The sequence below is a fragment of the Candidatus Melainabacteria bacterium genome (genome assembly GCA_003963305.1).
Lineage (GTDB): Bacteria > Cyanobacteriota > Vampirovibrionia > Obscuribacterales > Obscuribacteraceae > PALSA-1081.
In genome coordinates this window covers 60,745-73,102 of the sequence record RXJR01000002.1, presented here as the reverse complement: position 1 = coordinate 73,102, position 12,358 = coordinate 60,745, and the positions used below count along the sequence as shown (strand labels likewise).

13 protein-coding genes are annotated in these 12,358 nt (G+C 51.4%); 10 read left to right on the top strand and 3 right to left on the bottom strand.

The genetic code is table 11. The features are described 5' to 3' along the window. Nucleotides 1–60 precede the first annotated feature (60 nt). The 8 genes from EKK48_02860 (at nucleotide 61) to EKK48_02825 (ending at nucleotide 8,270) form a co-directional block, all read left to right on the top strand. A complete protein-coding gene (locus EKK48_02860; GenBank protein RTL45393.1) occupies nucleotides 61–1,245 on the top strand; it encodes a hypothetical protein in 1,185 nt (394 codons plus the stop codon). Nucleotides 1,246–1,584: 339 nt separating this feature from the next. Continuing rightward, nucleotides 1,585–2,982: a CpaF family protein gene (locus EKK48_02855; protein RTL45458.1), complete on the top strand. Its 1,398-nt coding sequence runs from the start codon at nucleotides 1,585–1,587 to the stop codon at nucleotides 2,980–2,982. A 24-nt stretch (nucleotides 2,983–3,006) separates the two neighbouring features. After that, the gene (locus tag EKK48_02850; GenBank protein ID RTL45392.1) at nucleotides 3,007–3,936 is read left to right on the top strand and encodes a hypothetical protein; all 930 of its coding nucleotides are present in this window, start codon (nucleotides 3,007–3,009) and stop codon (nucleotides 3,934–3,936) included. A gap of 7 nt (nucleotides 3,937–3,943) precedes the next feature. Then, a complete protein-coding gene (locus EKK48_02845; GenBank protein RTL45391.1) occupies nucleotides 3,944–4,867 on the top strand; it encodes a type II secretion system F family protein in 924 nt (307 codons plus the stop codon). An 18-nt stretch (nucleotides 4,868–4,885) separates the two neighbouring features. Beyond that, entirely contained in the window at nucleotides 4,886–5,245 is a 360-nt protein-coding gene (locus tag EKK48_02840) for a DUF192 domain-containing protein (protein RTL45390.1), read from the top strand. Between the two features lie 123 nt (nucleotides 5,246–5,368). Beyond that, a complete protein-coding gene (locus EKK48_02835) occupies nucleotides 5,369–5,743 on the top strand; it encodes a RidA family protein (GenBank protein RTL45457.1) in 375 nt (124 codons plus the stop codon). Continuing rightward, nucleotides 5,744–6,355, top strand: coding sequence for a prepilin peptidase (locus EKK48_02830; GenBank protein ID RTL45389.1), 612 nt, complete (start codon nucleotides 5,744–5,746; stop codon nucleotides 6,353–6,355). A 514-nt stretch (nucleotides 6,356–6,869) separates the two neighbouring features. Beyond that, nucleotides 6,870–8,270 (top strand): hypothetical protein, encoded by a 1,401-nt coding sequence (locus EKK48_02825; GenBank protein RTL45388.1) that lies wholly within the window; start codon nucleotides 6,870–6,872, stop codon nucleotides 8,268–8,270. Nucleotides 8,271–8,341: 71 nt separating this feature from the next. On the opposite strand, the gene EKK48_02820 is transcribed toward EKK48_02825, so the two are convergent. The 3 genes from EKK48_02820 to EKK48_02810 are packed head-to-tail and all read right to left on the bottom strand — an operon-like array spanning nucleotide 8,342 to nucleotide 10,261. After that, nucleotides 8,342–8,887 carry a hypothetical protein gene (locus EKK48_02820; GenBank protein RTL45387.1) on the bottom strand — a complete coding sequence of 182 codons (546 nt, stop codon included), beginning with the start codon at nucleotides 8,885–8,887 and terminating at the stop codon, nucleotides 8,342–8,344. A gap of 22 nt (nucleotides 8,888–8,909) precedes the next feature. Beyond that, nucleotides 8,910–9,566, bottom strand: coding sequence for a hypothetical protein (locus EKK48_02815; GenBank protein ID RTL45386.1), 657 nt, complete (start codon nucleotides 9,564–9,566; stop codon nucleotides 8,910–8,912). A 44-nt stretch (nucleotides 9,567–9,610) separates the two neighbouring features. Further along, the gene (locus tag EKK48_02810) at nucleotides 9,611–10,261 is read right to left on the bottom strand and encodes a hypothetical protein (GenBank protein RTL45385.1); all 651 of its coding nucleotides are present in this window, start codon (nucleotides 10,259–10,261) and stop codon (nucleotides 9,611–9,613) included. 406 nt (nucleotides 10,262–10,667) lie between these two features. Here EKK48_02810 and tsaD point away from each other — a divergent pair, with 406 nt between their 5' ends. Together tsaD and EKK48_02800 are read left to right on the top strand one after the other, a co-directional pair. Then, entirely contained in the window at nucleotides 10,668–11,636 is a 969-nt protein-coding gene (gene tsaD, locus EKK48_02805) for a tRNA (adenosine(37)-N6)-threonylcarbamoyltransferase complex transferase subunit TsaD (GenBank protein ID RTL45384.1), read from the top strand. Nucleotides 11,637–11,909: 273 nt separating this feature from the next. After that, a complete protein-coding gene (locus EKK48_02800) occupies nucleotides 11,910–12,251 on the top strand; it encodes a zinc-binding protein (GenBank protein RTL45383.1) in 342 nt (113 codons plus the stop codon). Nucleotides 12,252–12,358 lie beyond the last annotated feature (107 nt).

Below are 12,358 nucleotides of genomic sequence, written 5' to 3'. Positions count from 1 at the left end.
CTCTTGGCTAGTGGGTATACCCCTAGTTAAGGCTTACGGAAGGAGGAGAACGCTTAGACTATGAAACTGACCACACTTCTTGTTTGCGATGCGGGTTTGGACAAACGCCAAACCATCGAAGATTTGATCCATAGCCAACCATCGTTGGCTCTGGTGAGTACCGTCTCTGGTTCCATGGCGCGCGAGCAAATTGGCAGCCTACACCCGAAGTTGGTCTGGATCGAGCTGAGCCCAGCTCCTGTTCGCGGACTATCACTTCTAGCAGAGTTGCGGGAAACTTTCCCGCAACTCTACTTTTTCGTTAGTTACGAAGTTCCAGACCCTGAGTTGATCCGCACAGCGTATCGACTCGGGGCCTCTGACTTCCTCGATGCAGAGCGTTGGCGCACAGACCTTCCGGCTGCCGTGCAGAGTATCCAACTCAAGCACCAGTCAGAGTCGGTCTCCACTGCAGCCGGCAAAGTGGTCGCGATATTCAGCCCGACTGGCGGTATCGGAGCCACTACTATCTGTACTAACCTGGCTGGTTATCTTGGCAAATACGGTGAGTCATGCATCGTCGACCTCGACTTGCAGTTCGGCATGATTTCTCACTATCTGAACCTCGAACCTTCGTTCAGCTTAAGTACAATCGACTTTTCACACACAAACTTTGATGCCACTTATCTGCGCAACCTGATGACCCGTTACGACGATAAGTTGAGCATTCTGGCTGCACCACCTGAACTTGAGGACATTGGCGACATTTACGCCGCCCAGGTACAGGAAATTTTGTATACAGCCAAGCAGGAATTCAGGTTTACCGTCGTTGATCTTCCCAAGAACTTGCTAGACGAGCGAGCAATCGCAACTCTCGACCTTGCCGATCACGTGCTTGTGATTACCGAGTACAACTGGGCTGCGATTCTGAATGCCCGCAAGTGTCTCGATACCTTTAAGGCTCACTACAACCAAGAGAAGCTACTCCTTGTTATCAACCGCTCGGAATGGCTGCCTCAGGACGTATTGAGCGAATGTCGGGCCAATCTCAACTACCCTGTGTTCCATGAAATCCCCAACGATACGAAGACCGCTAAGTGGGTTAACAACCAGGGGCAGATAGCTCCCGGACACACCGCACTCGGTAAAGCCCTCGATTCGTTGGCGCGCAGAGTAGCAGGCGGCGAGCAGCTTCTCTTAACTACAAAAGATGGCGAAAAGGGCAGCGGTTTCAAACTGCCGGCAATTTTCGGCAAGAAGAGATAAGTCAGGCAGCTCGCAGAGTCGAGCAGCTTGCTGCCTTGACCCACTGGTATGCATCAGACTGTCCAAGGATAAAGGTGGTTCTAAATGGGCGACGAAAGAAAAGACCAAAATTTGCCGGCACGGCCTACATCCTCACTAATGGGGCAGCTGGTTAAACAAAGGCAGGCATCAGATGTGGTGCCTGCTGCTCAGCAAAGTACTGGTGTAGCGGGAGCGCAACAGTCGACCGGAGTAGGCGGCGCCAGAGGCGCTGGTCCGGCTCCAGGGCAAAGCGGCATGGCGCGTCCGGGCGGTGGCGGCCCAGCCACCGGCGTAGCCGGTGGTGCCAAACCAGGCACCATGCCAGCCAGCGAGGCCGGACCATCAAGAGCTGATATTGAACGTATCGATGCCAAAGACGAATTCGGCGGTCATGGTGGTCATGGCGGCGGCGTCGAGGTAGGACCCGCACCAGGCGACCTGGGAGCTAAGTTTTCTGCCAACCAACAACTGATTCGTGAAAGAGAAAAACTGATTATCGACCAGCTCAGAAGAGAGCTGGACACATCGCGTTTGACAAACATCTCAGAAGATACCCAGGCTCAGGTAAGAGCCCGTATCAGAGAAATCGTAAACTCAGACCCGGCGCCTCTCACCATGATGGAGAAAGGTATCCTTCTCCAGAACGTGCTTGACGAAGTATTCGGTTTCGGTCCGCTCGGTCCACTTCTAAGAGACCCAAGCGTAGGCGACATCTGCGTCAACGGTTGCAACTCGATTTTCGTAGAACGTCATGGACGTCTTGAAAAAACAAACATTCAGTTTGAAAACGAAAGACACTTGAGACAGACGATCGACAAAATCATTCAGCCTCTGGGCAGAAGACTCGACGATAACTCACCGATGGTAGACGCCCGTCTCCCCAACGGTTCCCGTGTAAACGCAACGATTCCACCGGTCACCATCGACGGTCCGACGATCACAATCCGATGCTTCGGTACATCGATTATGTCTCTCGGACAGTTGGTGGAAAAAGGCGCCATGTCGGTGCAGATGGCTGAAGTAATGAAGGCGTGCGTGAAGGGCAGAATCAACATCATCATCTCCGGTGGTACAGGTTCTGGTAAAACGACTCTTCTCAACGCTCTTTCCGCTCACATCAACCCGCGCGAACGTATCATCACGATTGAGGACGCGGCGGAATTGAGATTGCAACATGAGCACTGGGTGCGCATGGAAACAAGACCGGAAAACACAGAAGGTAAGGGACGTATCACACAGCGCATGCTCGTTATCAACTGCTTGCGTATGAGACCTGACCGCATCATTCTTGGAGAATGCCGCGGTGAGGAAGCGTTCGACATGCTCCAGGCCATGAACACCGGTCACGGTGGTTCAATGACTACAATCCACGCCAACACTCCAAGAGACTGCACAAAGCGTCTTGAGAACATGATTCTCATGTCGGGTGTGGAAATGCCGGCAAAAGCCGCCAGAGAATTGATCTCGTCAGCTATTCAGATGATTATTCAGATCAGGCGACTTGAAGACGGTACAAGACGTGTCACAGAAATTTCTGAGATAACCGGGATGGAAGGTGACACGATCGCTATTTCCACAATGTTCCATCTTGAGCGTGAAGGGCGTGACCCGCGTGGATTCTTTAAATGCCGTCACGTTGGATCAGGCTTGCCACCTAAGTTCCTCGAACAGCTGGAACAGGAAGCAGTTCCGTTCAAACTGGAATGGCTACGCTAAGCGCTCAGTAGGATAAATAAAGAAATGCCAGTAAGCGTCATTGTTTTTGCAGCAATTGTTGGTATCGGTCTTGCCGTTATGGCAATGACTCGCAGTCAGTGGTCAGATGAACTCAGCCGACTGGGTAAACATCACCGCCGCATGGCTGAAAAACACAACGAAGAGGCGGAAGTCAACATCTTCCTCACGCAAAGACAGGGCTATTTGGCTCGCACACTTGCTCTTGCCGGTTTGGAGGCAAAGTACGACCAGATGCGGATGACATGGATTTGTGTGTCGATCGCGGCTGGGTTGGTCTTTGGTTTGATCGCGTACTTGATGGTTCCAGACCTGGCAATTGTAGGTTTCATTCTCGGTCTTCCCGCTGGTGCTGCCGGCTTCATCGCCTACCTGGGCCATGTCGCCAAAAAGCGTCAGGACAAAATGACAGAACAATTGCCGCAAGTGCTTGAGACCATGGTGTCATCGCTTCGAGCAGGTTCTCCTGTAATGGAAGTCTTTAAGGTATTGGCAGAAACAGCTCCAGATCCAATTCGCGCCGAATTCAAGCGCGGTCTCGTATCGCTTCAGTTAGGTAAGCCGTTCAGAGACGTTATGAACGAAATGTCTTACAGAATTCGTACGCCTGACTTCAGGCTGTTGACCCAGGCCATCTTTATCAGTCAGGACGTAGGGGGCAACCTCGCCGACGTTGTCGCTGTAATCGCTGACGCCATCCGTGAACGGTTCAAATTGCGCGACTTCCTCAACGCCCTCACTTCACAAGGTAAAGCGACAGCCATGTTCATCGGCTGCCTGCCTTACGGCATTACACTGATGACATATCTGGCTACACCCGGATACATCATACCGTTCTTGAACAACTTCTACGCACGGATCATCGTGACTATCTTAGTGCTCTGGGAACTGCTCGGTTTCTGGATTCTCATGAAAATGACAACTTTCGAGGTCTAATCGTTCAATGCCAACGTATTTTCTAGGAATACTGACCTTCGTGGTTGTGATTGGTGCAGGTTTGCTGCTCATGCAGCCGGTCTTCACACAATACGTCGATACATACGCGGTGCGCGTCAGACCACGTAAAGAGAAAGAAGACACCGGTGCCGATCAGCCAAAAGACTCAGCTTTGCTGCAGCTCTTGCGCACCGTGGGCGAACTGGTTCTCAGTGTCCTGCCTGGACTGGCAGACAAGCGTACTTTGCAGTTATTGACTCAAGCCAACTATCGTACACAGGCTCACCTCGCCATTTATATTGGTATCAAGTCGGTCGTGGCAGGTGCAACGATCATGATGGGTTTGCTTAACGCTGCCGGGAACCCGATCATGCTTCTGCTCACTCCTTTCTCAGCCTTCCTTGGTTGGATCATGCCGAACTTCTTTCTCGGTGGTCGAGTCAAAAAGCGCCAGACCCAAATTCTCAAAGAATTGCCTACCATCATCGACCTTCTCATCGTCTGCGCCCAAGCCGGTCTGGGGTTGCTCATGGCGGTCGATAAAGTCAGTAAAGAAGTTATCGACACCTGCCCGATTCTTTGCGTCGAGATGCAGCAGCTGATTCAAGACGTAAAAATCTTCGCTAAGTCTGTGCCTATCGCGATGCGTGAGATGGGAGAACGATGCGGCGTAGATGAATTGATCAGTATGGCATCAGCCTTGATCGCAGCTGAACAGAAAGGTGCTGACATCAGCTATCCCCTCAGACAGCAAGCTGAAGCCCTTCGTGAAAGATTGAAGAGAAAGAAGGAAGAGGAAGCCGCCAAAGTACCGGTAAAAATGGTTCCGGTAATCATGCTTTTCGTTATGCCTTTGATTCTTGCACCGATGCTAGGTCCAGCCGTTGTAACCATTATCAACGCCCTCGGTCCGATTATGGGTAGCTCCTAAAAATCGCAGGATTATTCTGTGGGACTTTGCTTCAAGAATCAGACCCGGGGCACTACCCTGGCAACTGATGCGCGAGTCGCTGATAGTTTCGCCAGTCGATTGCGCGGCTTGCTCTACAGCAAACCGATCGTGGCCGGGCAGGGGCTCCTGCTCAAACCCTGCAATTCGATCCACATGATAGGAATGACTTATCCGATCGATGCAATATTTCTGGACGATGACTATAAAGTGGTCGGGCTGGTCGACGACATACAGCCCATGCAAGTATCGAAAGTCTACAAAGAAGCCAGAGCCTGCCTCGAGCTGCCTTCCGGCACCATATCCAGTACTGGCACTCAGTTGGGAGACCAACTCGTAAACGCAATCGAGTTGAAGTGATCGAATGCCTTGTCGAGAAGATATCCTAAGTCTGTCCGTCACTGTAGCCACACCCGGCGGACACCCAGGATACTCAGTATCGGCGATGCAAATTAAGCCGAATTTGACGGGAGCTGCGCCATGATTCAAGTTATTGATACCAAGCACGCGCCAAAGGCGATTGGACCGTATTCACAAGCTCTGGTTCACAACGGACTTGTTTTCGTGTCTGGGCAAATTCCATTCAACCCTGCAACCGGTGAACTGGTTACGGGCTCGATAACGGAGCAGACTAATCAGGTTCTTTCCAATATTGCTGCAATTCTGAAAGAAGCGGGTACAGAACTGAATAACGTCGTCAAAACTACCGTCTATCTCAAAGACATGAACGACTTTGATGAGATGAACAAAGAGTATGCTCAGCACTTCTCGAATAACAAGCCCGCTCGCGCAACCGTGCAGGTTGCGAGACTGCCAAAAGACGTTAGTATTGAAATAGACGCGATCTCAGCTATCTAAATGACACCCGAAACCCTTTTGCTCGTTTTGAAAATTTTGTGCCTGGCTGTGGTGGTCATCGGCATGGTGATCGACTTCCGCACTATGAAGATACCGAACTGGCTAACTTTTCCAGCGGCAGCAGTGGGCATCATATTGAATGCTGTCTACGGCTATATGCTGTATGGCACGGGCACCGGCGCGGGCGGCCAGGCTCTTGATGCGTTTCTGGGCTGGTGTTTGGGTGCCGGCATCACAGTTGTTTTTTCGTTGTTGCCTATTGGCTCAGCTAAAGACAAAGAAAAACTGGGCATGGGCGATGCCAAACTGATGGCTGCAGTCGGTGCATTTCTGGGCTGGAAGCTGGCTCTCATCTCTTTCTTTTACTTCTGCCTGTCTTTTGGTGTCATCTCGATAGTCGTTCTACTGAAAGTGGTTCCCTGGAATGCGCTCTATTTCTTGCTTATGTCCACGTTCATGGGTGGAGGCGCAAAGGCTGCACCAACGATTGATGCCACTAAGTTGAATGAACAGCGTAAGAAGCCGATTCCTGCTGGTGTTGCTATTGCCATTGGCGCATTGCTGGCGATTATTTTAGAGAAGCAAACGCTTCAATATTTTGTTGGACCCTAGTTGAATAACTAGGATTCGCTCATGCACCATATGTGGTGTCATCAGGCTCTGATTGCACTGTTCTTTTTCTTGCGGAGTGGGTCCGGCAATGCTGCTTGGAAACGTGGGCAAACCCATGTAACCAGCGCATTTTTTACTCAGCAGTTAGTCCAATTGGATGATACCTGGCCACATATCAAGCGCATAACCTGACTGACGTTCGGAGAAAGACTCTGTGTGTCAGTTGAATTACAGCCAATCCCCTATTAGCAATCGTCGTCGGTCGGCAGCCGTACTGCTTCATTGTCTGGGCGGGGCAAAACTGTCGCTGAAATCAGGGTCTCAAAGAATCAGTTGTCTGGTTTTTCTTTCCGGCAGTTACCTTCGCGTTCTCATTCCGGGGAACGGGTGAGGCGGTTGGGGAGCGCGAGACTTCCGATCTTGCTATCCCGAGCATCATTACGCTCAAGCAAAACGAAGCGAGTAAGCCACTTTAACGAACATCGCGCTCGCCACCAACAGGAGACAGTAAAAATTGAAAATTCAATCCGTCCAGAAAATTCTCTTAGCGTTGCTTGCGACTTCTGTGTTGACACAAAGTTCGCCTGCGCCTGTTTGGGCTGAGGACGCGGTTCTGCGTGAAGCTGCGCAGGTTTCTCAAACGCTGGACTCATCAACTCAATCGGTTGAACAGATTGACGAACAGATCCTCAAGAAGGAAGTCAGTCTACTTCGATTGAATACTAACTTCCGAACGCATTACATGAAGCCGGAGCGCAATAGAAAGCGACGTTTGAAGCTTTTTGACTTGATTGGTGGCGGCATCGCCAATGCTGGAGACATTACACTTATCGACCAATTTCGGCGTTACCAGAACAAGCCCGGCGAAGGACTTGCTCATAAAGGACGCCTGCAGTCAGGAGCAATCACAGTTCTGGTGGCTTATCTGACCATGGGAAGCTTATACGCCGGCGAAGGCGTATGGGATCTGTACACTGACTACAAGGGCAAAAAAGAGGGCTACGGCGCCAAGTCCATTTTGAAGCAAGCAACTGCTCTTAAGACCGATATCGATACACTTTTAGAAAACAGAAAACATGCAGTTGATAGCCTGAGCGTGGCCGGCACGCAACGAGAAGTGTTCAACTCGGAAGATAAAGTTCTCAGAGATAGTCGAGATCTCGCTCTATTGGAATTTTGTCGTCTCTACATCGACTCTCGCAAAAGACATACGGCAAGAGACATAACCACACTGGGCACGTTGATTGTTTGCGCTACGGGTGCATTCCCAGGCGCCTATGGCGTAATTAACGGTTTGACAAATGTCAACTTGAAACAGGTTGGCGGCGGTGGTATCGGGTTCCTGATCTCCGGGTCTACACTGACTGCTGCCCCTGTGCTCATCCATGGTGGTGCTGCGGTGACCGGTAAGTTAAGCGCTGATAAACTACTCAAGACTATTGGGGCTCAACAGTGCAAAACAACTTCAGCTCTGGCTACTGATGCGGCTCATTTAAATGAACTTCTGACAGCGTCCGAAGCAGGTAGTGGCGCTGGCGGTATCAGTGAAAGAGCAAAGCAATACAATGCACTTGCTGATTTGTTGAAAGACCGCGAAGCTTATTTGAACGCTGAAGCCAAAAGACAGAAGAGAGAAGTGCTGGAAAGCTTCATCTCCTATATGGCAGTTGGTGGTCCACAGATCGCCTGGGGTGCCACTCTCACGAGGGCTGGCTATAGACTCAGTGATAATCCTGTACGGGCATTTCACGGTGTTGCTTCAGGCGCTATCGTCAACGAGACTTCCTGGGGAATGTGGTTGATGAATACGCTGCGGATCCACAATAATGTGATTCCTTTGTCTCTAACACTCAAATTCACGGGTGATGGTTTTAGCCGGTTGGATAAGCTCCGCGGATATGCCTCACCCGTTTGATTTGGGTTGCCGTTTGGCTTGGGTTGTAATCGCGCCTGCTCGGTAAGCGGCTCGAGCTGGCGATTTTGAGACTATCCGCCGCCGTTAAAGCGGCGTGGGTTGTTCATTCCAGGTGAGCGAATCACAGTACCTGTTCTTCCCACTCCACCCGGACCGACTTGCATATCACCGCGACCGTTAATCGGAGCGGGCTGCGAGGTTGGGTTTTGGGTGGGATTGTTGCTGGCTGGGTCACCGCCTTGAGCTGGCTGATTTTGAATGTACTGCGGAGTCTGGGTGGGATTGCCTCGACCCGCTCCAGACATACTCCACTCATTGCCTGTAAATTCGTCGGCACCCCAGGCGTCAGGTAAGTAGCTGCCGTGACCGGTGGTCAGTCCCTTGCGACGAGTATCGTAGATGCCGGCGTTGATGCGGTGAATCGGATCGAAGTAATCGTAAGGCGGAATATCGACAACTCCTTCATCTCCATAAATCAGATCGGCGTTGCCGGCAGCCTGTCTGACAAAACTATCCATGCTGGTTGGGGGCAGTCCCAGTCTATTTTTGCCTTGCGCATCAGCAGGCAGGTTCATCGAAGCAGAAACGATAAGGGCCAGCAAAACATACTTTTTCATAGTGCTCTTTCAGCTCCGAGGCTTAATAACCGAAAACAGGCGCTAACCAGTGATTGCCTGCCTGAATTGGTGGAAGTTGCAAATCGCGACCAACGATGCTGGCGCTATTGTTTCGTGTCGTGTGTCCGAATGTGGGTGATTCTACTGTCTGATAGCCTCTGGTTTTTCCATTGCTGTGGGTCTGCTCTCCCGTGTCACCACTGGATCCCAGAGTGCCACCGCCAAAGCCACCACTCGTCGAGCCGTTAGCGTAGGTGCCGCCGGCGCCGACTTGTACTCCTGTGTCGTTCCAGGAGCCGTTGATGCCGCCCGGTCCGTTGAAGGTGCCGCCGCCATTCGTGTTGAATGTACCGCCGACGCCGCCTGGTCCGCTGAAGGTGCCACCATTGGAACCGAACGTACCGCCGAAGCCGCTGTCAGTGCCAACCGAGACGCCATTGCTGTTGAAGCTGCCGCCGTAGCCGTCGCCGCCGAAATTGCCGTTGATACCGCCTGGACCGAAGCTGGCGTTAACATCAACGCTGCCGCCGCCGGTATTGAGTGTCACGCCCTGAGAGTTGACTCCGACCAGGCCACTTCCCAGAAAGCTATTGCTGTCGAACGATTCGAATATTTGAGCATTGGCTGGAGCTGCCAGGGCTGTGGTTATCGAACAAGCAATGAGGAGTTTTTTCAACATTTTTATTTACCGTTGCTGATTTGAATTCGATGACGAGGGCTGGTCTAGAAGCCGAAGAAACTGTTTTGAAGCCAATTTAGAGTATCCATAGTCGAGGAAGTAGAAGAAGGCATTGGAGGCATTGTCACGACTGGTCTGCCAATGGGAGCACCCATGCCTCGTCCTGGCGAACCCATACCAACAGGTGCTACGCCTGAGGTATCGACTGTGTTGAAATCAACTGAGCCGAGCGATACGTTCGGGAGCATGCCGCCGTATGAGCCAGTTTGTCTGTAGGCGCCTTTGTACGGTTGGATTGGTGCATTTTTAAAGCCATAGTTGAAGCTTCCGGAAGGGAAGGGCGTGTTGTCTATGCTCGTGCTGCCCGTCGCCATGGGGGCTGTGCTGACCTGGTTCAGCCCGCCTATGCCCGCGTTCACCATCGGTCTGACCTGCGGGGTCTGGAAGCTGGAATGATCATTAGCTGCTGGATAGGCCGTGTTTGGGCTGACATAGTTCTGGGTGTCGCCGCGATGAATCTGGAATGCTTCTTTGCCGGTATTCAGATAGTCGGTTTGACCCATGTTGCCTGTATCGCCGGCAGAGGTGTATGTATCGCCCGAGGCAGGCGCACCGCCTATCTGCGCTTGTGCCTGAGAGCATGACGCGAGAGCCGCGAGTACAGCTAGAGAGACGACGACGTTTTTGCTTTTCATATATAAAGACCTATGCCTGTACTGGTTTTACCCAGAGCTTGGTTCGGAAAAGTAGCAATTTAGTAAGTTTATGAAGCCGGGGAGCTCCATTTGCGGCATCTACTCAGTGGGAATCCGGAAAAGTGGCACTAAATAGACTATTAGATGGGTTGAATGTTACTCTTGCCTGACCTCCTTGTCAATAGTCCGATATGCCGCTAAGAGGTTAATTCTGGCGGCTTTTGGGCGATGACGGCGTCTGCTTAAGCTATGAAATCTTTACGTTAGGGACGTTCGGAAATGCGCACTGTCAGGCGCTCCTGCCATAATTGACCCGTGTAGGGCTGGCCGCGCTTACTTCTCGCTGTTTTGTGGCGCTGAGAGTTGTGCTTTCTGACCCTGGTATGTCCGTTTTGGAGCAGAAAAAATGTCGAGCTCAATTTATCTGGCTCTCGAGACAAGTTGTGACGAGACTGCGGCCGCAGTGGTGGCTGAGGGGCGACATGTTCTCTCCAGTCATATAGTTTCGCAGACTGCTATTCATCAGGCTTTTGGTGGGGTTGTGCCAGAAGTTGCCGCCCGGCAACACGTTGAGACTATTAACGAAGTCGTCGACGTCGCGCTGAAATCCGCTCAGGTCAAGCCTTCCGAGCTTTCTGGGATCGCCTGTACGAACGGACCGGGATTAATCGGCACGCTCCTGGTCGGTCTCTCTGCGGCTAAAGCACTAAGTTGGACGTGGGATGTGCCGTTGATAACAATCGATCACCTCCTGGCCCATGTTTGTGCAAATTATCTCGACACAGATCTGGAGCCACCTTTCATTGCATTGCTGGTCAGCGGCGGTCACACTCAGATTATTCATTTCCAGTCATATAGCCAGGGAAGAATACTCGGACAGACTCTTGACGATGCTGCCGGCGAAGCTTTCGACAAGGTGGCTCGTTTGCTTGGTCTGGAATATCCAGGTGGACCGGCCATCGACAAGGCTGCAAAACGCGGTGACTGCAAGGCTTTTCGGTTCCCTGAGGGAGTTGTTGCGGGCTACGACTTCAGTTTCAGTGGTCTCAAAACTGCTGTTTTGCGAACCGTTGAAAAGTTGCCGAAACCCTTGCCCGTAGACGATTTGGCGGCATCTTTTCAAGATGCGGTGACGCGCGTGCTGGTGAAAAAGACTTTGCAGGCGCAACAAGAATTCAAAGTGCCCAGTATCGTTTTAGCCGGTGGTGTGGCAGCTAACAGCGATCTGCGTACTAAGCTTTCAGCACAATCTCCGGTGAAAGTGTATTTCCCCCGTCTGGAGTTTTGTACTGATAATGCTGCTATGGTCGGGGCCGCAGCTCATTTTTGCGGTGTGCAATCAGAGCTCGATGCTCGGGTTTATTCCCGAAATTAATGAGCGAATTTTGACCGTGTTTGCTTGAAATGCTTGCACTGACTCGATTTTCAGAGTTTCTGCACGCTTTTGTACTAATACGGGTGAATGCCTCATATAGTACTTCCCACAGCGAACGGGCTCATCTTCGCTCGCTGGTGCGGGCGCGTGATAGCATGGACTTGATCGCTCATTTGATGACGGTCGCATCTGGATCCGATCTTCCTCCTAAAAAAACTGAAAGTGAAGTCTAGATAAATTGGGAACGCATGAAGGGTTAGTAGGTATCTCACGATGGCATTTGAAGATAAGGATTTGACCTGTCGGGACTGCAATAAGACTTTTGTATTTTCCGGCGGGGAACAGGATTTTTTCAGCGCGAAGGGGTTGGTTAATGAACCCAAACGCTGTCCTAATTGCCGCATTCTCATGAGAGTGCAACGCAATGGTGAAGATCCAAGTCGTACAGCCGAAGTGAACTGCGCCGAATGTGGCTCACCAACGCGTGTGCCCTTCCAGCCCAAGGGTTACAGACCTGTTTACTGCAGCTATTGCTTCCGTACCAAGAAATTAGAACAGCCAGAAGTAAAAGACGAAGAACAAAACTCCGGCATTGACTCGGCTGCTGCCGTTTAATTGTCCAGTTGGCGGTGTGTTCACGGGTTCCGTGCCAATCGTTCGTTGTTTTAACGACGGTTCTGCTGTGCATTGCGGCATGCTCGCCGCGTAAAACCGACCAATCG

Coding starts and splice junctions, on each gene's coding strand:
- EKK48_02850 (RTL45392.1), top strand. CDS start 3,007: ATGCCAGTAAGCGTCATTGTTTTTGCAGCAATTGTTGGTATCGGTCTT.
- EKK48_02820 (RTL45387.1), bottom strand. CDS start 8,887: ATGAAAAAGTATGTTTTGCTGGCCCTTATCGTTTCTGCTTCGATGAAC.
- EKK48_02855 (RTL45458.1), top strand. CDS start 1,585: ATGCCAGCCAGCGAGGCCGGACCATCAAGAGCTGATATTGAACGTATC.
- EKK48_02810 (RTL45385.1), bottom strand. CDS start 10,261: ATGAAAAGCAAAAACGTCGTCGTCTCTCTAGCTGTACTCGCGGCTCTC.
- EKK48_02845 (RTL45391.1), top strand. CDS start 3,944: ATGCCAACGTATTTTCTAGGAATACTGACCTTCGTGGTTGTGATTGGT.
- EKK48_02860 (RTL45393.1), top strand. CDS start 61: ATGAAACTGACCACACTTCTTGTTTGCGATGCGGGTTTGGACAAACGC.
- EKK48_02830 (RTL45389.1), top strand. CDS start 5,744: ATGACACCCGAAACCCTTTTGCTCGTTTTGAAAATTTTGTGCCTGGCT.
- EKK48_02815 (RTL45386.1), bottom strand. CDS start 9,566: ATGTTGAAAAAACTCCTCATTGCTTGTTCGATAACCACAGCCCTGGCA.
- EKK48_02800 (RTL45383.1), top strand. CDS start 11,910: ATGGCATTTGAAGATAAGGATTTGACCTGTCGGGACTGCAATAAGACT.
- tsaD (RTL45384.1), top strand. CDS start 10,668: ATGTCGAGCTCAATTTATCTGGCTCTCGAGACAAGTTGTGACGAGACT.